At 39.5% G+C, this 21,277-nt stretch carries 18 protein-coding genes and 2 pseudogenes; 10 read left to right on the forward strand and 10 right to left on the reverse strand.

Annotation, left to right across the window (positions count from 1 at the left end; genetic code table 11):
- Nucleotides 1-10 precede the first annotated feature (10 nt).
- On the reverse strand, nucleotides 11-1,336 hold the full coding sequence (guaD, locus tag MKL32_RS00955) for a guanine deaminase (RefSeq protein WP_005403991.1): 1,326 nt from the start codon (nucleotides 1,334-1,336) through the stop codon (nucleotides 11-13).
- A gap of 185 nt (nucleotides 1,337-1,521) precedes the next feature.
- Between guaD and MKL32_RS00960 the strand changes: the two genes are divergently transcribed.
- Complete coding sequence (locus MKL32_RS00960) at nucleotides 1,522-1,995, forward strand: hypothetical protein (RefSeq protein WP_039909154.1); 474 nt, start codon at nucleotides 1,522-1,524, stop codon at nucleotides 1,993-1,995.
- A gap of 61 nt (nucleotides 1,996-2,056) precedes the next feature.
- Here the strand turns inward: MKL32_RS00960 and MKL32_RS00965 are convergent, their stop codons facing one another.
- The 3 genes from MKL32_RS00965 to MKL32_RS00975 all read right to left on the reverse strand — a co-directional run bounded on the left by MKL32_RS00965 (nucleotide 2,057) and on the right by MKL32_RS00975 (nucleotide 4,752).
- Nucleotides 2,057-3,217, reverse strand: a complete 1,161-nt coding sequence (locus MKL32_RS00965) for a glutathionylspermidine synthase family protein (RefSeq protein ID WP_005403989.1) — start codon at nucleotides 3,215-3,217, stop codon at nucleotides 2,057-2,059.
- A gap of 14 nt (nucleotides 3,218-3,231) precedes the next feature.
- Nucleotides 3,232-3,606: a hypothetical protein gene (locus MKL32_RS00970; RefSeq protein ID WP_017397592.1), complete on the reverse strand. Its 375-nt coding sequence runs from the start codon at nucleotides 3,604-3,606 to the stop codon at nucleotides 3,232-3,234.
- A gap of 189 nt (nucleotides 3,607-3,795) precedes the next feature.
- The gene (locus tag MKL32_RS00975) at nucleotides 3,796-4,752 is read right to left on the reverse strand and encodes a TerC family protein (protein ID WP_004914511.1); all 957 of its coding nucleotides are present in this window, start codon (nucleotides 4,750-4,752) and stop codon (nucleotides 3,796-3,798) included.
- A 391-nt stretch (nucleotides 4,753-5,143) separates the two neighbouring features.
- Here MKL32_RS00975 and MKL32_RS00980 point away from each other — a divergent pair.
- Nucleotides 5,144-6,339: pseudogene (locus MKL32_RS00980) on the forward strand (low temperature requirement protein A).
- Nucleotides 6,340-6,399: 60 nt separating this feature from the next.
- Here the strand turns inward: MKL32_RS00980 and MKL32_RS00985 are convergent.
- A complete protein-coding gene (locus MKL32_RS00985) occupies nucleotides 6,400-7,314 on the reverse strand; it encodes a LysR family transcriptional regulator (protein ID WP_005403986.1) in 915 nt (304 codons plus the stop codon).
- A gap of 106 nt (nucleotides 7,315-7,420) precedes the next feature.
- On the opposite strand from MKL32_RS00985, the gene MKL32_RS00990 reads away from it, so the two are divergent.
- From MKL32_RS00990 to MKL32_RS01005, 4 genes are read left to right on the forward strand one after another with little or no spacing between them, the layout of a single operon-like run.
- Nucleotides 7,421-8,650, forward strand: coding sequence for an acyl-CoA dehydrogenase family protein (locus tag MKL32_RS00990; RefSeq protein WP_005403985.1), 1,230 nt, complete (start codon nucleotides 7,421-7,423; stop codon nucleotides 8,648-8,650).
- 13 nt (nucleotides 8,651-8,663) lie between these two features.
- Entirely contained in the window at nucleotides 8,664-9,785 is a 1,122-nt protein-coding gene (locus tag MKL32_RS00995) for a phosphotransferase family protein (RefSeq protein ID WP_112986346.1), read from the forward strand.
- A complete protein-coding gene (locus MKL32_RS01000) occupies nucleotides 9,782-10,480 on the forward strand; it encodes a histidine phosphatase family protein (RefSeq protein WP_004949960.1) in 699 nt (232 codons plus the stop codon). The genes MKL32_RS00995 and MKL32_RS01000 overlap by 4 nt, the downstream gene beginning before the upstream one ends.
- A gap of 19 nt (nucleotides 10,481-10,499) precedes the next feature.
- Nucleotides 10,500-11,243, forward strand: a complete 744-nt coding sequence (locus MKL32_RS01005; protein ID WP_270900074.1) for an SDR family oxidoreductase — start codon at nucleotides 10,500-10,502, stop codon at nucleotides 11,241-11,243.
- A 412-nt stretch (nucleotides 11,244-11,655) separates the two neighbouring features.
- Here MKL32_RS01005 and mpl read toward each other — a convergent pair whose 3' ends face one another.
- The gene (gene mpl / locus MKL32_RS01010) at nucleotides 11,656-13,017 is read right to left on the reverse strand and encodes a UDP-N-acetylmuramate:L-alanyl-gamma-D-glutamyl-meso-diaminopimelate ligase (RefSeq protein ID WP_270900075.1); all 1,362 of its coding nucleotides are present in this window, start codon (nucleotides 13,015-13,017) and stop codon (nucleotides 11,656-11,658) included.
- Nucleotides 13,018-13,192: 175 nt separating this feature from the next.
- Between mpl and MKL32_RS01015 the strand changes: the two genes are divergently transcribed.
- From MKL32_RS01015 to MKL32_RS01030, 4 genes are all read left to right on the forward strand, one after another.
- Nucleotides 13,193-13,594 carry a DMT family protein gene (locus tag MKL32_RS01015; RefSeq protein WP_164546289.1) on the forward strand — a complete coding sequence of 134 codons (402 nt, stop codon included), beginning with the start codon at nucleotides 13,193-13,195 and terminating at the stop codon, nucleotides 13,592-13,594.
- 136 nt (nucleotides 13,595-13,730) lie between these two features.
- A complete protein-coding gene (gene purE / locus MKL32_RS01020; protein ID WP_004914484.1) occupies nucleotides 13,731-14,243 on the forward strand; it encodes a 5-(carboxyamino)imidazole ribonucleotide mutase in 513 nt (170 codons plus the stop codon).
- A gap of 11 nt (nucleotides 14,244-14,254) precedes the next feature.
- Nucleotides 14,255-15,376 carry a 5-(carboxyamino)imidazole ribonucleotide synthase gene (locus tag MKL32_RS01025; RefSeq protein ID WP_042891872.1) on the forward strand — a complete coding sequence of 374 codons (1,122 nt, stop codon included), beginning with the start codon at nucleotides 14,255-14,257 and terminating at the stop codon, nucleotides 15,374-15,376.
- Between the two features lie 606 nt (nucleotides 15,377-15,982).
- On the forward strand, nucleotides 15,983-17,275 hold the full coding sequence (locus tag MKL32_RS01030) for a lytic murein transglycosylase (RefSeq protein ID WP_004965266.1): 1,293 nt from the start codon (nucleotides 15,983-15,985) through the stop codon (nucleotides 17,273-17,275).
- A 54-nt stretch (nucleotides 17,276-17,329) separates the two neighbouring features.
- Here the strand turns inward: MKL32_RS01030 and MKL32_RS01035 are convergent, their stop codons facing one another.
- The 4 genes and pseudogenes from MKL32_RS01035 to MKL32_RS01050 all read right to left on the reverse strand — a co-directional run bounded on the left by MKL32_RS01035 (nucleotide 17,330) and on the right by MKL32_RS01050 (nucleotide 21,210).
- Nucleotides 17,330-17,701, reverse strand: coding sequence for a hypothetical protein (locus MKL32_RS01035; RefSeq protein WP_004914476.1), 372 nt, complete (start codon nucleotides 17,699-17,701; stop codon nucleotides 17,330-17,332).
- Between the two features lie 128 nt (nucleotides 17,702-17,829).
- Nucleotides 17,830-18,726, reverse strand: coding sequence for a matrixin family metalloprotease (locus MKL32_RS01040; RefSeq protein ID WP_442866711.1), 897 nt, complete (start codon nucleotides 18,724-18,726; stop codon nucleotides 17,830-17,832).
- A gap of 333 nt (nucleotides 18,727-19,059) precedes the next feature.
- Nucleotides 19,060-19,974: pseudogene (locus MKL32_RS01045) on the reverse strand (matrixin family metalloprotease).
- 324 nt (nucleotides 19,975-20,298) lie between these two features.
- Nucleotides 20,299-21,210, reverse strand: coding sequence for a matrixin family metalloprotease (locus tag MKL32_RS01050; protein ID WP_042891881.1), 912 nt, complete (start codon nucleotides 21,208-21,210; stop codon nucleotides 20,299-20,301).
- Between the last annotated feature and the right edge of the window lie 67 nt (nucleotides 21,211-21,277).

The raw sequence follows: 21,277 nt of genomic DNA on the forward strand, positions 1-21,277 counted from the left end.
GCTTTTTGAATTAAATGCTTTGGTTTTGCTGATAGGCCTTTTGTCCATAGATATAAGTCGCCTCAATATTGCGGTCATCGCCCATGGTAAATAGTGCAAACAAACTATCTTCGATGGATTTAGCACGTGATTGACGCAACTGTTGTAATGCCGTTGCTTTAAGATCAAGTACTACAAAATCCGCTTCTTTACCTACATTAAAGTTACCCAGCTTATCATCTAAATCTAGCGCTTTTGCGCCACCTAGAGTGGCGTGGTACAACGATTCATATGCGGATAATTTATCACCTTGTAGTTGTTGTACCTTGTAGGCTTCATTGACTGTTTGCAATAGGCTAAACGAAGTTCCTGCACCAATATCTGTACCGAGTCCAACTTTGACTTGCTGATCCCATGTTTTCTTTAAGGGAAATAAGCCACTGCCTAAGAACAAGTTTGATGTTGGGCAAAAAGCAATTGCTGAGTTTGTATCATGCATACATTTCCACTCTGTATCCTCTAAATGTACACAGTGTGCGAAAACGGAGCGCTGACCTGTTAAACCATAGTGGTGATAAACATCAAGATAACCATTTTGATGAGGAAATAAATCTTTCACCCATGCAATTTCATCTTTATTTTCACTTAAATGTGTGTGCACATACACATCAGGGAACTCTGCTTTAAGTTGCCCTGCTCGTTCAAGTTGTTCTGGTGTCGAGGTTGGTGCAAAACGTGGGGTAATCGCATAAAGTGCGCGACCTTGACCATGCCACTTCTGTATTAATGCTTTAGAATCAACATAAGCGCTTTCTGCGCTATCACATAGCGCTTCAGGTGCATGACGATCCATCATTACTTTGCCTGCGATTAAACGCATTTGGTGCTGTTCTGCGGCTTCAAATAAGGCATCAACAGACTCTGGATGTACGGTACAAAAAACTAAAGCTGTGGTCGTACCATTTTTGAGTAGTTCATTAACAAAAAATTTGGCAATTTCTTGTGCATAGGCTTTGTCTTTAAACTGGATTTCTGTTGGAAATGTATAGGTATTTAACCAACTTAATAATTGTTCGCCATAAGCACCCACCATTTCAGTCTGTGGGAAGTGAATGTGCGTATCAATCATTCCAGGGATGATCAGTTGTTCTGGGTAATGTTGAATCTCAACATCTGTAGGAAGATGATCTTGAGCAGCTTCCCAAGGGCCAAACCAGCGAATTTTGCCCTGTTCAGTGATCAGAACACCATCCTCAATATAACGAACCTGCTCTGCGATCTCTGACGCGTGTGAAACTATATTTTGAATATCTAAGAAGCGACCACGAACAACCGTGATGGGAGTAGCCAAAGTCATAACAACCTACAATTTTACTTTTTTCGGTTGATTGTACCTGATTTTGATCATTTTACTGGATTGTTCTCATATTTTGACGGAGTAAAATGGATAGAAGTGAACTAATCATCTGAATCAATTCACTTTACTTTTAAGCTCAAATGAGTAAATTGTCAGCAATAATTATACTTTTTGGAAAAATAAGCATGTATTTTTGGAATACCAAAGCACTTGCACATGAACTTGCCGAAGATACTTTGAGCAAACAGCATTATAAAAATTATTATTTAGCTGCGGCTTTGGTCGTGAGTGTGGTGTATTACTATGGGATGTATTCTCCTTATTATGATGTACGTGTGATTAGCCTAGAAGCCATTTTAACTTTATTTATTATGCTGATTGGTATTCAACGAACTTATCAAGCCAATGGTGCTGATGAGGGAATCAATTTTTTGAATCGGATCACCGCCCTCTCCTTTCCGATCTTGATTCAAACCACAGTTGCTGGTGTGGTTTTTGGAGTTGTTCTTTTGCTGATCTATCAATATTTTGGATTGGCTCAGACTGCATTTGCAATATGGTATGAATGGTGTGTGTCAGCCTTTACAATTTTTCTGCAAATTTTATTTTTTACACGTTTAGTGTCTTATATGAAACGTGTGGCAGCACATACGATTTAAACTTGATACGGTCAGGATGTATCTCATTAAATCCTGACCGATTGATGATTGTTATCTAGATTTACTCTATAAAATAATGCGCTGCGAAATGTGCATCATTGCCAATAATGTCATAACAGTCTTCACGAATCGACATGCCTGCACATTGATGTCCGACCATCCATAACCCCAGTGTCGGTAACTGACCAGAAAATAACGGCGTGTCGACCCACTTCTGAATCACATAACCATATTTGTCATAATCATCAAAATAAAAACTACCTGAAGCAGCGCCCTGATCCTGACCATCTTGCAAGACACGGATATTTGCCCCTTCTCTCGCCAAGATTGGTTTTTTTACCCATTTTCCACTGAAGTTTTGTTCAGGGTCATAGGCATAGGTTTCAACCAACAGTGGGTGATTTGGATACCGCTTCCATAGCTCAACTAAAATCGCTTTATTGGAGAGCAACATTTTCCAACAAGGTTCAATCCAGTTCGTTTCTGGCTGAAGATACTGGGCAAATGATTCTTCCCAAATCCATTCCCACGGATATAACTTAAATAGATTTTGAATCGGTCGATTGTTTAGATCTACAAAACTCTGACCATTCCAACCAATATTTTCCATCGACAGTTCAGAGACCTGTAAATGAGCTTGAAAGGCAGTATCCATTAAGTATTCTAAATTGCCCCAATCTTCTCTCCCTGCTTCCTGACAAGCTGCAAAGTGGAGATGGCTTCCCCGAGGCAAAATAGTTTTCCAACGCTTAATCAGGTCTTCGTGAATGCTGTTGAATTGATCTCGATTTGCAATGCCTGAGACTTGTTCGATCCATAGCCATTGCGCTACAGAGGCTTCCAATAAACCCGTGGGTGTATCCGCATTGTATTCCAGCATTTTGATCTGCAATCCATCATAGGCGAAATCAAAACGTCCATAGAGCATCGGATTATTCCGACGCCATGAATGCTCAATATGTGGAATAGCAGCCTGTGGAATCTGGAAATAATTGGGATAATCACCACGTTGAATTAAATCCCCTACTACAGCTAAACACATTTGATGAAGTTCGTTTGCTGCATCTTCCAACTGTTCGATTTGTTTTAGCGTGAACTCGTAGGCGACACCTTCCGACCAATAAATAGAACCGTCCAATGAAGGTAGATTAAAATAATCGAACCCAATCTTTTGGTGTTCAAGCTGCCAATCGGTACGTGGGGAAAATAATTTTCTTTTCATATTGTTGTTCTAATTTAACCACCGAAAGACATGCCACCACGTCCAAATCCGCCACGGATTGGAGAAGATAATGAAGAACTTTTCAGCGTAGTTGAAACAGTGGGTTGTCCCACACTAAGATTGCTTCTAGGTCGTAAAGTATGACCTCTAAACGAGACCTCACGATTATTTTGGTAGTATTGTGGTCCTAGATAACGGTTTGATCCATAACTACCTGCATAATAACCACTACTCGCGTTGTTATTCTCTTCTTCACAAGTGTCAGTATTCCAGTCCGCTGCGCAGTCATATTGGTTGTTGTAAACATCTTGAACCAATGGACCATCATTATGGCTACATGCAGTTAATAATAGCGGGACGACAACGAGATTGATTTTTTTAGAACGCATAATCTGCCACTCATTTAATTCAGTTGTAAGCGCCTTCATGGCGAACCAACTTTGTTTATTATGTTTCTAATCAGAAAGATAAAAGCGTAAAGCCGACATATCATATTGATCTGTTTTTTTAATGTACAGTCTAATTTTTAGTTTTTAAATCTCAAGACATCTGAAGCTCAGATGTCTTGAGTGATTCGCTTAGGATTGTAGCTGTTTTTTGTTATGACGCAGAGAAAGGTAAGCTGTAATGCTTAAGACGAGGACGATGAAGCCTAATGAAATCCAAATCGGCATGTGGAACACGTCGAGCATCAGCATTTTTGCACCAATAAACAGTAAGATAATCCCTAAACCGTATGGCAAGTAATGCAATTTAGTTGCCGCACCAGCCAACAAGAAGAACATCGCGCGTAAGCCTAAAATCGCCATTAAGTTTGCAGTCAAGACGATAAATGGATCACTTGTTACCGCAAAAATCGCTGGAATTGAGTCGACCGCAAAGATAACGTCAGAACCTTCAACCAAAATCAGAACTAAAAATAATGGTGTCGCCCACAACAAACCATCACGGCGAACAAAGAATTTTTCACCCTCAAGCTGTGGCGTGATACGCATATGTTTGCGTAACCATTTTAAGGTTTTGATATCTTCGATATTGGTTTCTTCGTCTTGTCCTTTTAGGAATTTGAAACCTGTATAGACCAAGAATGCACCGAAGATGTAAAGAACCCATGAAAACTCTTGAACGAACCATGCACCGATAAAAATAAAGATGGTTCTTAATACGATGGCACCTAATACGCCGTAGAGTAGGATTTTACGTTGCAGTGCAGAAGGAATTGCAAATGCAGAGAAAATCATTAACCAAACAAAAACGTTGTCAATCGCTAAAGATTTTTCTAACAAATAACCTGCAAAGTATTCCATGGTTTTTTGGTTGGCTATACCTACCCCAACAGTTTGTTGTAAATAGAACCACAAACCACCACCAAACATTACCGCAACTGAAACCCAAGCAATACTCCAATAAGCCGCTTGCTTAATTGGAACATCCTGATTTTGCTTTTGTTTAAAGCCCAAAAAATCGATCAGTAGCATCACGATGACGATGCCAAAGAAGATGGCATATAGCCATATATTACCGATAGTGTCCATCACAACTCCCTATCTGGCAAATGGGCATAAAAAAACCTTGACCAGTTGCCAGATGAATAAAAAACATCTGTTTCAACATGATCAAGGTCTTGCCTACATCACAATGTACTGTGATGCTCAGAGTCCGACTTTTTGCAAAGTGTAATGACGAAACTCTGACACCGAAGGCATGATATGCACTTGGGCTTGGAGGAGGCTACTCCCCTTGTCAAACTAATTCTGTATGGACGGTAACATCCAAATATGTACATAGGATTACATAATTTGTGTGTTTGTGCAATTTTTGAATGAATAAATTTTCAACAATATTTTATCATGCTCGTTGTTGCCCTTTCATTCTGAAGGATTTTCTTTGCAATGATGAACAAAATACAGCGTAGAGAAAAAACATATGAGTGCTGAAAAACTTCACCACACAACATTAAAGGCATTTGCCCCACGAGATCCCCAAGAATCACATCGTGCCGCTACCCCTTTGGAGTTGTTATTTGATTTGGTTTTTGTTGTTGCGATTGCAACTGCAGGTCAACAACTGCATCACGCTATGGTCGAAGGTCATTTGTGGCATGCTTTACCGACCTACTTTATGGTGTTTTTTTGCACTTTGGTGGGCATGGATGAACTTTTCTTGGTTTGCTTCAGCCTATGACAATGACGATACGCTGTATCGTTGTTTGACCTTTGTACAAATGGCTGGTTCTTTAGTCATGGCGGCAGGTATTCCTGCGGTATTTCAGCAGCATAATTTTGACATGATCATTATCGGTTATGTGATTATGCGGTTGGCTTTGGTGACCCAGTGGATTCGTGTCGCTAAACATGATCCTTTGCGAAAAGTAACCGCCTATCGATATGCCATCGGCATTGTATTAGTTCAATTAGGTTGGTTGATTACTAATTTTAGTTCGATTCATCTTAGTCCGTTGCTCTTTCTAGTCTTGGTGATATGTGAACTAGCAGTACCTTCTATGCCGAAAAACATGCGATCACACCTTGGCACCCACATCATATTGTGGAGCGTTATGGCTTGTTAACGATTATCGTATTAGGTGAGTCGATTATTGGATGTTTTGCTGCCACTCAAGATGCATTTTCGAATCAGGTATTGAATCTTGAAGAGATTTTTCTGATTGTAGGTGGGCTATTGATGATGTTTGCGATGTGGTGGGTTTATTTTGATCGCAGTCATCACCACCATCAACGCCGTGGTGTACAACCATTTTTATGGGGTTATGGGCACTTTCTCATTTTTATTAGTATTGCTGTGTTAGGGGCTGCATTAGCCGCTGCGGTCGATGTTTCAACGAAACATGCCGAAATTTCAGCTCAAATGATGGGTTTGATTATTGCCGCAAGTTTGGTTGTTTATAGCACCTGCGTATGGCTATTTTATGAAGCGTTTTATTTAAAGGGATGGAGACGTTAGATTTATCCAATCACGGTTTTTATTCTATTGTGTATGCCATTTATCTTTAATCAGATTGGACACATTGTGTTTGCGATGGCGATTGTCTACATCCTTCGTCTTATGTTGTCTAAAGCTTTTTGATGAATTGTGATGATGAGCAAAGCATCACAACGCATTAAGCTTCATTTCCATTTGAACTACCACCAAGTTTGGCGTTTTAATACGCTAACTTGGTAGGCTCAAAAAATTTTCAAAATTTCATTTCGAAGAAACTGATGGCGAGGATTCTGTCTGACGTGTTCGTGCCAATACATCCCCATTTTAATTTTAGGCAGCTCGATGGGTAACTGATGTATTTTTAAATCTTGCGCATAATGCAGATGTTTTAAAATACTGTGAGGAATGGTGAGAATCGCCTTGGGATACTGAGCCAAGACTTGTAAGGCAGTGGAATAGTGCTGACAGCGCATAAAAATTTGTCGAGAAAGTTGCTGTCGATTGAGATAAATATCTTCAAGTAATAATCCTGTTCGCCGAGAGGACACTCCGATATGTGGTGAGGATAAATAGAGCGATAAATCCATCTCTGTTTGAAGTGTACACGCCACAAAATGATCTTCAATCAAGTTTTCAAACTGTAAATTTTCTTGATAGGGTTGTACTAGATCAATCACAAAATCAATTTGTTGTGCTGAAAGATCAGCCAGCATATTTTTTCGATCAAGTTTGGAACTCAAAAACTGAATATCGAGATTGAGTTGACTAAAATGATGCACTAATTGAGGAAAAATAATCGGTTCAATTTCATCATGAATTGCGATTTTCACGCTTTTCAGCATGCTAGGATCAAAGTCGTGTTGTGGAATCGCAATATTTTGAATCGTTGATAACGCCGTTTGAATCGGTTGATAAATTTGTTCGGCAAAAGGTGTGGGAAGCATTTTTTGTCCACTACGCACAAATAATTCATCTTTAAGTTGCAGACGCAAACGTTGTAAAGCATGACTGACCGCAGATTGACTAATACAAAGAAGTTGAGCGGCCTTAGAAATGCTTTTTTGCTCAAAAATCGCAATAAAAAGTGGATACAGATTGATATCAATACGAAGGAAGTTACCCACTTCCAATGGATTTGTATTATGAATCTGATTCATAGTTTTGCATAAAATAAAATCATTTCATTCATAATAAGTTTTCGCTTAAGGTGATGTAAAGCAGCGAATTCAGTTTCGCCACATATTTACCTTGAGGGAAATGATGATGTTTGCATTATCTGAACGTGCACAGGATTTTATTGCTCGCACACAGGGGTTTATCCAACAAGAAATAGAACCAATAGAAAAAGCATTTTGGGATGAAACACATCGTTTAAATGTCGATGGTGATTGGACCAAATGGCAATGGCCAGCACAACTTGAACAACTCAAAGCGAAAGCCAAAGCAGCAGGCTTATGGAATATGTTCTTGCCTGATAGTGAACTGGGTGCAGGTTTATCGGTACAGGAATATGCACATATTGCTGAATTGACGGGGCGTAGTTTACTGGCTCCGACAGTATTCAACTGTAATGCGCCTGATAGTGGCAATATGGAGCTGCTATGGCGTTATGGCAGTCAGGAACAAAAACAACAATGGCTGCAACCACTACTGAATGGTGAGATTCGGTCTGTATTCTGCATGACTGAACCTGCGGTCGCGTCAAGCGATGCGACTAATATGCAAGCCACGGCAGTGATTGATGGTGATGAAATTGTTCTGAATGGGCGTAAATGGTGGTCATCTGGCTTGGGTGATCCGAATGCAAAAATCATTATTTTTATGGCTTATACGCCAGACCCCAACAAAGATCGTCATCATCAACACTCAATGGTATTGGTACCGATCGACACGCAAGGCGTAACGATTGAACGGATGTTGCCTGTGTTTGGTGATTACGATGCACCGCATGGACATGGACAGGTCAGTTTTGACAATGTGCGTGTACCTGTGAGCAACTTTATTGGTGGTGCGGGTCAAGGATTTGAAATTGCTCAAGGGCGCTTAGGACCTGGTCGTATTCATCACTGTATGCGTTGTATCGGTGCAGCGGAAAAAGCGTTAGAACTCATGATTGATCGTGGCATGTCACGCAAGGCATTTGGTAAAGAAATTCTTAAACTTGGCGGCAATTTAGAACGTGTCGCGGAAGCCCGTGTGCAGATCGATCAAGCTCGCTTATTAACGCTGTATGCTGCTTATAAGATGGATACCTTAGGTAATATGGCAGCACTCACCGAAATTTCTGCAATCAAAGTCGTTGCACCGACTGTATTGCAAAACGTCGTTGATATGGCGATCCAAATTCACGGTGGTGAAGGTGTGTCACGCGATACTCCGCTGACAGCATTTTTCAATCAAGCACGCAGTTTACGTTTAGCTGATGGACCTGATGAAGTGCATAAGGGCATGATTGCTAAATTAGAATTGAAAAAACGTGGCTATGGTCGTTAATAAGGATAAAAAAATGACAATGATTGATATCGGCGGTCAGGTTCGTCACGGTGAAGAATTGGATATTTCCGCTGTTGAAAAGTGGTTAAAGGATCAAGGTGTTCAACTGCAAGGTCAAGCACAAGTCACTCAATACTCAGGTGGCGCTTCGAATTGGACCTATCGTTTGCAATACGACAATCAAGATTTAATCCTACGACGTCCACCGAAAGGCACTAAAGCCAAATCAGCGCATGATATGGCTCGTGAATACAATGTGCAGAAGCATCTTGCACCGTTCTACCCAGTCCTACCTGAAATGGTTGCATTGTGTCAGGAAGAGAACGTAATAGGTTGTGATTTCTATGTCATGAAGCGGATTGAAGGCATCATTCCGCGAGCTAATTTACCCAAAGAATTACAATTGAATCAGTCACAAGTTCAACAGTTGTGTCTGAATGTTTTGGATAAATTAATTGAATTGCATCAAGTGCCATATCAAGGTACAGAACTGGAAAAACTGGGCAAAGGCGAAGGCTATTGCCGCCGTCAAGTTGAAGGTTGGGATGCACGTTATAGTAAAGCGCTTACGCCAAATGTACCTGATTTTAGCTTTGTGCGGGAATGGCTACAGCAACATATTCCAGCGGATTCTAAAACTTGTGTCATTCATAATGATTGGCGTTTTGATAATGTCATTTTAGATCCACAACAACCAACTACAGTGATCGGAGTACTGGACTGGGAAATGGCGACTATTGGTGATCCGCTGATGGATTTAGGCAGTGCTCTCGCCTACTGGATTCAAGAAGATGACGATGCTTTGATGAAGTCTAGTCGTCGTCAACCGACCAATCTACTAGGCATGCTGACACGTCAACAGGTGGTGGACTACTACTTGGAAAAAACTGGTTTGCAACCTGCCAATTGGGCATTTTATGAAGTATTTGGTTTGTTCCGTTTGGCGGTGATTGCTCAACAGATTTATTATCGTTATTACCATCAGCAAACCGATAATCCAGCCTTTAAGGATTTCTGGATCATGATTCATGCCTTACATATTCGGGCACTTAAATTAATTGCACAAAACAATGCTGAAGCACAGCAGTTAATTCCTGAATATGGAGCGAAATTACAGGATATTTTAAAACGATGACCACTATCTATTTGGTACGACATGGGCAGGCATCATTTGGCGCTGCGAGTTATGATCAGCTTTCAGCCAAAGGTGAACAACAGGCGCAGGTGGTGGGTGATTTTTTTAAACATACCTTGAAAGAACATCCTTTGGTGCTTGCAGGATCAATGCAGCGGCATCAGCAAACAGCACAATTGGCCTTGGCTCAAAGTTTTGATGATGCACCAATTCATACAGAGTCGGCTTGGAATGAGTTTGATCATCAACAAGTATTTGCCAAATATGATGAACGTTTTAATCAACCTGAGTTATTGAAGCAGGATGTTGAGTTAATTGCCAATCCACGTGCTTATCTTGCCAAAATTTTTGATGGCGCGATTGAACGCTGGATAGGAGAGCAATATGACCATGAATATCATGAGACATGGTTAGGCTTTCAAACACGTGTAGAAGGTGCTTTACATGGTTTATGTCAGCACATTGATGCCACACAACCACGTCAGGCTGTAGTGTTTAGTTCAGGTGGTGTGATTTCTGTGGCGGTTGGCAAGGTTCTAGGTTTGAATGCTAAACAGATTTTTGCGCTGAATTGGTCGATTGCCAATGCCAGTATCACCACATTGCGTTGGACAGATGGTCGTTTGCAATTACTCAGTTTCAATGAGCATCATTATTTGAAAGCGCGTGATGCTGAACTCTTAACATGGATATAAATAAGAATAGGTGAAGGAAATGACAAAGACGATTTTAATTACAGGTGCAAGTTCAGGTTTAGGCGCTGGGATGGCACGTGAATTTGCAGCCAAAGGATACAATTTGGCATTGTGCGCACGCCGTTTAGATCGTTTGGAATCCTTACAACAAGAATTGCAAAGCCAGTTTGCAATTCAGGTCAAAATCAAAAGTCTTGATGTGACTCATTACGATGATGTTTTTACGGTTTTTAAAGCTTTTCAGCAGGAATTTGGGACAATTGACCGGATTATTGTCAATGCAGGTGTAGGTGATGGTCGTCGTATTGGTAAAGGGCATTTTGAAGTAAATCGTGCCACAGCGGAAACCAACTTTATTTCAGCATTGGCACAGTGCGAAGCAGCAGTTGACATCTTCAGAGCGCAAAATAAGGGTCATTTGGTGGTGATCTCCTCAATGAGTGCAATGCGCGGTTTACCGAAGCATTTGTCGACCTATGCTGCGAGTAAAGCAGCAGTGGCACATTTAGCGGAAGGCATTCGTGCAGAGTTGTTGGATACGCCAATTAAAGTTTCAACCATTTTCCCCGGCTATATTCGTACTGAAATGAATGAGGGTGCGAAAAAACTACCATTTGAAGTGGATGAAAAGACGGGTTGCAAGGCGTTGGTGAAAGCCATTGAGAAGGAGTCAGTAAAGGCTTATGTTCCGCAGTGGCCGTGGTTGCCAATGGGGATAGCAATGAAGATTTTGCCTTTAAAACTCGTGAATAAATTGAGTTAAAGATTACTGTGGAGTCTTGCCGAGTTCTCATCTTATTTCAGGATAAACTTTCAGTTCGACCTATTTTTGTTTCGGCAAAAGTAGGCAAAACCATTGTCATCCACAAAACCTGACCACTTCTTTCAATAAATGAATTAATTGCAAAAACGGTATCTTTTTTATACCCCGCAGGTTGTGGATGACATTTCCGAGTAGCATGTTTTTTGTCGAACTCAGGTTAAATTAATTTTTTGCTGATATTTACTATAGTGACGGCGGCATGGATGCCGCCTGTTTGGCAGGGGTCACATGGATGTACCCTCTGCTAAACAAAGGATTTTTGCTTACTTTTCATCCCCGAAAAGTGAGATATGCCTATACAAAAGGTATAGGTTTTTTCCTAATAAATGAGGCCGTGCAATACCTGTATTTACTAAGACAAAGCCTTAATTAACTTTTGGTGTAAACCACCAAAACCACCATTGGACATGATCACCACAGCATCGCCCTCGCCTGCTTCATTCACTACACGGGCAATGATGTCATCCAAAGAGCGGCTGACTTCAGCCTTGTTTGAAGATGCTGAGATTACAGGTTGTAAATCCCAGTCTAAACCTTCTGGTTGATACCAAATTACCTCATCCGCTAAACGTACAGAGTGCGCCAAACCATCTTTATGACTGCCCATACGCATAGTGTTAGAACGTGGTTCAATGATTGCCCAAAGTTTACGTTCACCAAGACGTTTACGTGCGCCGTCGAGTGTAGTTTCAATCGCAGTTGGGTGATGGGCAAAGTCATCATAGACTTCGATGCCACGCACAGTACCTAACAGCTCCATACGGCGCTTTACACCACCAAAGTTAGATAATGCTTCACAGGCTTGTTCAAGGCTGACACCGACATGCTGAGCAGCAGCAATCGTTGCCAAAGCATTGGCTACACTGTGTTGTCCTGTCATATTCCATTTTACTTCCCCGATTGCCTTGCCATTTTCAAGGACTTTAAAATGACTACCATCGGCACTGATCAGCTCCGCTGATAAAGCAGCTTGGTCATTAGGTTCAAGACTGGTGCGAACCACAGGCGTCCAACAGCCTTGTTCTAATACTTCATCAATATTGGTTTCAGTAATTGGCGCAATAATACGACCTTCGCTTGGAATGGTACGTACTAAATGATGAAACTGTTTTTGAATCGCAGCAAGATCATCAAAAATGTCAGCATGATCAAATTCAAGATTGTTTAAAATCGCAGTTTTTGGATGATAATGGACGAACTTAGAACGCTTATCGAAGAAAGCAGAATCATATTCATCAGCTTCCACACAGAAATATTTGCCACCACCTAAACGTGCACTTTCGCTAAAACCAAGTGGTACACCACCAATTAAGAAACCTGGATTTAAACCTGCTTGATCGAGTACCCATGCCAACATTGTAGTCGTCGTCGTTTTTCCATGTGTACCCGCGACACCTAGGACATGTTTACCTTGTAGCACATGATCAGCTAAGAATTGTGGGCCAGAAATATAAGGTAAACCTTCATTGAGCATATACTCGATCGCATCAATACCACGTTTCATGGCATTGCCGACGATTACGAGATCGGGATGTGGTTGCAAATGGCTACGATCATAACCTTGCATCAGTTCGATGCCTGCATTTTCGAGTTGAGTCGACATCGGTGGATAAACATTGGCATCTGAACCTGTGACTTTATGTCCTAAATCTCGTGCTAATAGAGCCAAAGACCCCATAAATGTGCCACAAATACCCAAAATATGCAGATGCATAACTCGCCTACTCCACTGCTTTGCATACAGCACGGAACACGTGTGTATGATTGTCGTTATCAATAAAATTCAATCGCAACGATAGCAAGGCTTGCAGTGAAAAGATAGTCAAAATTCGTTGTTGTTCTTCACTTAAAATTTAAGCGAGAAGTGTTAAGATTTCATCGTTTTTAAGATGTATCTATCTCCCTGTTGTCTTTATTTTCCGAATCAGAAGGACGCTATTTTGAGCCCGACGCTTTTAGCCCTGTGTTTATTGATTATTTCAAACTGTTTTATGACCTTGGCATGGTATGGACATCTCAAAATCTTACACGATGCTCCGCTTTGGCAAGCGATTCTATTTAGCTGGTGTATCGCTCTACTCGAATACAGTTTTATGATCCCCGCAACGAAATTATTAAATCAATATGGCTGGAGCTTGGGGGAAATGAAAATTACCCAAGAAGTCGTGACACTATTGGTTTTTGTTCCGTTCATGATTTTTTTATTTAAACAGCCATTTAAATTAGATTATGTCTGGGCAATGTTGTGTTTGCTTGGGTGCGTCTACTTTGTTTTTCGTAATCAGAGCTAGTTTTTCTATGCGATGCTTAATCGTTTCTGTAGTTGGGGATGCCTGAAAAAAACGCTATAATATCCCCCAATTTATTCCTTTGTGCTTGGCGCAAGTCGAGACACTCTCCTCTTTTTATCTTGTTTTGGAAAAGCCAATGAATGCGGTCGCAACAGATAACCAACCTTTAGTCGGGATTATCATGGGTTCTCAATCGGATTGGGCAACACTTGAACATACCGCAAACATGCTCAAACAGTTGGGTGTGCCTTTTGAAGCTGAAGTGGTTTCTGCGCACCGCACACCAGATCGTTTATTTGAATATGCTGAAACAGCACGTGATCGTGGTATCCAAGTGATTATCGCGGGAGCTGGTGGTGCTGCACATTTACCAGGAATGTGCGCAGCAAAAACTGATTTGCCAGTGCTTGGCGTGCCAGTAAAATCTTCGATTTTAAACGGTGTTGATTCGTTGTTATCGATTGTGCAGATGCCTGCAGGTATCGCGGTAGGCACATTGGCAATTGGCCAAGCTGGTGCGACCAATGCAGCAATTATGGCAGCTCAAATTCTAGGTTTAACACGTCCAGAGATCGCAAAAAATGTTGCAGATTTCCGTACTGCACAAACTGAAAAAGTATCGAGTAATAACATTCCTGGTCAAGTATAACGAGGTTGATCATGAATAAAACCATCGGTATTTTTGGTGGCGGACAGCTTGGACGCATGATGGCGCAAGCCGCTTTACCACTCAATATTCAATGTAGCTTTTTCGAAGCAGAAACAGATTGCCCTGCGGCTATTCTAGGTCCTGTATTTTCAAGTAAAGATCCACAAGCGCTTCAAGCTTTCATCGCAAGTGCTGAAGTATTCAGTCTTGAGTTTGAAAATACGCCTGTAGCTGATGTGGATGTTCTGACTCAGACCAAAACATTACACCCTCCTCGTCTTGCTTTAGCGACGGCTCAGAACCGTTTAGCTGAAAAAGGCTTGTTTGATGAGTTAGCTATTCCTGTTGCGCCCTATCGAGCAGTGGATAGCTTGCAAAGTTTAAAGCAAGCTGTTGCTGAATTAGGCTTACCGATCGTATTAAAAACCGTAACAGGTGGCTACGATGGTAAAGGTCAGTTCGTATTGCGTTCAGAAGATCAAATTGATACAGCTTGGGCAGAACTTGGGCCTGCAAAAAGTCTAATCGCTGAAAGTTTTGTGAAATTCAGTCGAGAAGTATCGATTATTGCAGTACGTGGACAAGATGGCGATGTCAAAACGTGGGCATTGGCAGAAAATCATCATCACAATGGTATCTTGTCACACTCGATTGTTCCTGCGCCAAACAGTACAGATTTACAGCCTGTTGCACAAGATTACATTACCCGTTTATTGAACCATTTGAATTATGTGGGTGTGCTTACGCTTGAGTTATTCGTAACTGAGCAAGGGCTTTATGCCAATGAAATGGCATGTCGTGTACACAACTCAGGACATTGGTCGATTGAAGGTGCGATTTGTTCGCAATTTGAGAATCATATTCGTGCAGTTGCAGGCTTACCACTTGGTGCAACGGATGTTGTTCGTCCAACTGTGATGGTAAATATCATCGGGCAACATCCTAAATCTGAGGACGTTTTAGCGCTGAAAGGTGCTCATTTACATCTTTATAATAAGTCTGAGCGTGCTGGTCGTAAGTTAGGACATATCACTTTGATGCCGAATAATTCTGATGAATTAACAGATTTATGCCGTCAATTGGCTCAAATTTTACCTGTGCCTTTAGCTTTGACGACTGATATGAATATCTAAGTTATCCACAATGCAACGAAAAGCGATCCTCGGATCGCTTTTTTATTGGCTTAATGTTTTTGAATTTAAAAATGTATAAGGAATTTGGTTGTGGATAACTCTTGCTGGTGTTTTGAATTTAAACAAGGTGTCCTTAATTTGAATTTAAAACTGGGTTTTGGTTGTTAGGTTACTTTTAAATTCAAAAGTATGGGGTGAGATTTAAATTTAAACTTGATGATTTAAGTTGTTTTGAATTTAAATTTTAGTGGTGTGTATCAATGACTATATGCTGATTTTAAAGAGAAAATTGGCTTAATTCATCTTCTTGATAGTTTTAGGATGATTGCTAAGGAAATAAATTTAAATTGAGTAGTTTTTTTGAATTTAAAACAAGTTGTATGACTTGGATTGTGTTTTGAATTCAAAAAAGATGTGCTGATTTGAATTTAAAAAAAGATAGGTCAAAGTTTTTAAATTTAAAAATCGCAAGTTTTATGAATTTAAAATATTCATTTAAATTTAAAAGACAAGAAATGAATTCAAAGTTACGATTCCAAACGATACATGCTGTTGCTGCATGCTATCTTGAATACGAAATTTAAATTCAAAAATTCTGGTTAAGACATGAAACATTCTTTGCGTTTTTTTCTAGGCACTGCCTTATTCACTTTATTCAATCAAGCTCATGCGGAACTGGTGATTAATGGTGCTACCATTTCAGCTACCACTGTAACGCCAACTAGCAACGTTTATTCTCCAAGTTCAAATTTTCAGGGATGTTTGGCAAATTTACGTTCTCAAGCCATCGCATCTGGTGTTTCTGCTTCGACCTATGATCGTTATACGCAAAATCTAACGCCAGATTATTCAGTGATTGATAAATTAAATTATCAACCTGAATTTTCGACACCGATTTGGGATTATTTATCTGGTTTGGTTGATAACGAGCGTGTGCAAGCAGGTCAACAGAAACTTACACAGCATCAAGACGTACTACGCCGAGTAGAACAAGCCTATGGTGTTCCAGCAGAGGCAGTCGTTGCTGTTTGGGGGGTTGAGAGTAACTATGGTGATATTTCAGGTAAATATCCTTTATTACAGGCTTTAGGCACTTTGAGCTGTGAAGGACGTCGCCAAGGTTATTTCCGTGGTGAGTTTTTTGCAACAATGCGTATTTTACAGCGTGGAGATTTAACCCAAGACCAACTTTATGGTTCATGGGCTGGAGCATTTGGACATACGCAATTTATGCCATCAACCTATGAAAGCTTAGCTGTAGATTTTGATGGAGATGGTCGCCGTGATTTGGTTTCTAGTACAACCGATGCGTTAGCCTCTACAGCAAATTTCTTGAAAAGAGCAGGTTGGCAAACAGGAATGCCATGGGGATTTGAAGTCAAAATTCCTGATGGAATGTCGATTTCAGGTGAAAGTCGCCGTAATAAAAAATCACTTAATCACTGGATTGCACAAGGTCTTACACGTGCCGATGGTACCGCTTTAATTCAAGGAAATCTCTCTGGTAGTACATTGGCGGGTTTAATGGCACCAGCAGGTTCAAATGGCCCAGTATTTTTGGTCTTCAAAAATTTTGATGCGATTTATAGTTATAACGCTGCGGAAAGTTATGGATTAGCGATTGCTCATTTATCTGACCGATTACGTGGAGGTACGCCATTTTTAACTTCATGGCCGACGGATGATGCGGGTACTTCACGCGCGGAACGCCGCGAAATTCAACAATTTTTACTACAGCGTGGCTATGATATTGGTGCAGTAGATGGGCTAATAGGTGATAAGAGTCGTCAAGCTATTCGACAAGAACAAACACGACTTGGCTTAAATCCAACTGGACGCGCAGGGCAGCAGATATTACGAGCTTTCCGTCAAGAACAAGCAAAACAAATGATGCAATAAATCATTTATCAATAATTTAAAAATAAAAAGGTCTACTCAAAGTAGACCTTTTTCTTAGGGTTCAACGTCTAATTTGACCGCTTCTAAGATATCAAAAATAACCGCAGTCACATCTTGGCTCAAATCTCGATCATTAAAGATTTCATAAGCGGTAATAGTGACATCTGTATCGCTTGGTAATTGTTTTTGTTCTTCTTCAATCAGATGTTCGATAGGTAATAGCGTTTGTTTTACTTCTAGATGAAGAATCTCATCATACGTCACATTTTCATCTTCAAGTTCAACGATTTGTTCATTGAAATATGGAATCAAAATCGAGTGGAGATAAGGGCTAATATCTTGAATATTCAAGATCTCAATATCACGAGTTTGTTCAATCGTACTGATGTGGTCGTTCACTTCAATGAGGATATGATAATAACTCATGTTGATCTCCGTTAAGACTAAGATGATGTTTTATCAACACAATAACACGAATAAATCCAAAGAATCGACCTATTCTTGTTACCTGAATAGAAATGTAGATTTCATGTGATTTTATAGAGGGATCATCATTAATTTGTATGATTTAACAGTGCGAGATCAGTTGCTGTTAGTTGGAAGTTTTTGGGATCTTGCTCCTTAATTCGTGGATACATCAATGATTTAGGATTATGTGTGTGTTTCAATCCCAAAGCATGTCCAAATTCGTGGGCTAGGGTTAAGCGTAAATCATCAATCGAAGAAAACTCATAAATAAAGATCTGTTTTCCTTTAAATTGCCCTTTATGAACGAGTTGAGGTGCAAAGTTTTGATTAAATCGATCAACGGACTGAGTTAGCTGTTCATGAAGTTGTTTTAATTCATCTGTTTTAACCTGAATTTGTTGATGGTTACGATCATGATCATTGATCAGGAATTTTAGGGCGTCTCTTTGCTGATTGAGTAGTTTTGTGCGCTCTTGAAGTAAGTTTAAATTTTTTGTATTTGATTTATTGAGATATTTATTCTGAGCGCTTGCGTAAGCATTGAGTTGGGCCTGATATTTAATTTTTTGTAATTCTAATTGGGTGTGTAATTGTTGAGAGTCTTGCTTCAGTTTTAGCAGTTTTTGATTCTCATCTAACCAGAGCTGCTTTTCCTGTTCTAAATTTTTGAGATTTTCAGTTCGTTTCATACTACGAACTTGACGCTGATCAAAGACCAAATTTACAGTAAATGTTGCTTTGGGATCATAAACAAAATAGCGTTTTCCCGTACCTTGTTCCCAAATAGCGGCGGCTTCTTGACTAATTTCAATCATTTTTTGCTTACTAATGTTTAAGCGAGGATCAAGGTCTGCAATACGATAGTGTAGAGGCGAATCATCATCTTCCGCCTCATCCAGATGTTGAGACACAGGGTGAGCATGAGTATGGATTGAGGTAAATGCTGAAATGATGATAAACAACAGCCAAGACAACGGATGCATATACAGGAGATAAACTGGAAAAAGGACGTATTTTATTCAGTTAAAATGATCAGTCAATTTTCTTAAAAAACAATTTTTACTATTTTTTCTTAATAATGGAGTTCTAAATAAAATAGGGAATTAGCTTTAAAATTGCCATTTTTTGTGTTTTTTATGTACGAAATTTGAATAATAAAAATAATTACAGCATGTTAGATTTAATAATAAACTTTGAATATTATGTGAAATTAACCTCAATATTTACTTTCCCATTCATCTAATAAAAAAGTTTGTTTGTCTAATAAATATACCGAATGGTTAAATTGATCGGTGCAAATCAAGTTCTTAATATGATTAATTAACGGCACGAACCAACTCTTGTTGATCTGCATGTGCTAGTGCAAATCGTTCCATATTTTGTTTTTGAATGACAGGATACATTAATGACGTTGGATCATCAGTATGATCTAAACCTAAGGCATGACCGAACTCATGCGCAAGAGTCATACGTAAGTCATCTTTGGAAGAGAACTCATACACAGAGATTTGTTTTCCATTAAATTGACCTTTGTGGAAAAGGCGTGGTTGGAACGTTTGGTTAAACTGATTTGCTGAAAGTGCCAATTGTTGATTGTTTTGGTTTAACCCTTTGATTTGTTGATTTAGTTGTTGCGTTTTTTGACTGTGTTGTTGGATTGCTTGTTTCAATTCAGCAGATTGTTGCTGTAGTTGTTTTTGACGTTGTGCTAGTTGATCTGCTCATTCTTTAGAGGAAGATCGCATTTGATTGAAGCGTTGTACATCTGCATTGTATTGTTGGAATTGTGCAGTGAGTTGGCTTTGTTTGCTAGCAATTGAGGCAGTTGCACGTTGTATCTCATCTTTAACTTGTTGTATTTGTAGAGAGTCGATTTCCCATTGCTGCTGTTGTTGCTTAAGTTGATTGAGACCTTGTAGGCGATTTGTGGTGAGTTGTTGACGGTCATCGTAAACTAGATTGATTGTAAATTCAGCATTTGGATCATAAATGAAATGCTTTTTACCCGTTTCTTCTTCCCAAATTTTTGCAGCTTGCTGAGTCAGTTCAAGGACTTGTTTGCTACTCAAATTAAAACGAGGATCTATTGGAGCGATACGATAGCGTAGGGGCATGTCAGCAACTTGATGCTGATGCGGAGTTGCATTGTGCGAATTATTTTGAGCATGGCTTAAACTGCTAATATTTAGACTCAAACACGCAACAATAATGGACAAAGCTTCATAACGCATGAGCAACATCCCCCCAAATAAAATTCATTTTTGAGCAAAATTTTGATGTCGTCAAAACGCTATCTAATTAATAATTAATATGAAAAAGTGTGATTTTTTTTCTTAAAATAAAAAAAATAATGAGATTCATAGCACAACGAAATAAAAGAGAGATGGAGTCTATATTGTTGTTTTTTTATTCATAACATTAGATTAATCAATGCTTTAAAATTGATTAATTGACCGAAAGTGCATAACTTAAGCTTCTTTTTAGTTAAAAATCAAATTGTTATTTTTTGTAATTTAATTTTTTAATGAGATGTACTTCACCTTCTATAACTTTCTCTATTGCACGCTTTGAAGTAACTCCAAATCAGCAGGTTTTAAACGGAAATTATTGAGGTCTTGGTCTTGCATTAATGGATACATCAATGCTTGTGGATCATTATGATGGGAGAGCCCCAGTGCATGTCCAAATTCATGAGCAAGGGTGAGCCGTAGGTCATTTTCAGATTGGAATTCATATATCAAAATCTGTTTTCCGTTAAATAGCCCTTTGTGAAAAAGGCGTGGCTGAAAGCGCTGTCGATATAATTTTACAGAACTATCAAGTTGTTGATCTAACGAATTTAAGCTGTCAATTTTTCTATTCAGTTCGACAATGTTCTGATTAAAGTTATCAATCTCAAGCCTGAGTTTTTGTACAAGCTGTTGTAATTCGTATTGTTGCTGTTGGAAATATTGGCGATCATGATCAGTAGCATTTTGTTTAGCCAACAATACTTGATGGTTATAGTTGTCAATTTGTTGATTTAATTCTTGTTTTTTTCGATCTAGGCTTTGTTTATTGAAGGCTAATTGCTGTTCCATTTGATCTAATTCTTGTTTTTTATTGATCCATTCTTGTTGATTCATTTTGAGTTGATTGAGATGAGCGCGTTGTTGTTCACTCTCAAATTGACGCTCATCATAGATCAAGTGAATTGTAAGCTGAGCATTTGGATCATAAACAATATATTGCTGACCTGTTCCATCGTTCCAAATCGTCGCTGCTTGTTCGCTAATTTGTCGTACTTGTTCGATGCTGAGTTTAAAACGTGGGTCAACATCGCCGATACGATAACGTAGGCGGGTATCAAAAGGATGAAGCACTCGATCTGAAAGCGCATTAAATTTGAGTTGTGGATGTTCCCGACTTTGATAATTTAGCCAAAATACAGCAATCAGTATAAATACAACTATCAGAAGGCGAGGCATTTTTGAATATTCTTGTCTAAGCTTACATTGTATCAATGTTGTAGAAGCATATTATCTTCATACATAA

The sequence above is a fragment of the Acinetobacter sp. AOR34_HL genome, from assembly GCF_027854795.1.
In the GTDB taxonomy this organism is placed as follows: Bacteria; Pseudomonadota; Gammaproteobacteria; order Pseudomonadales; family Moraxellaceae; genus Acinetobacter; species Acinetobacter junii.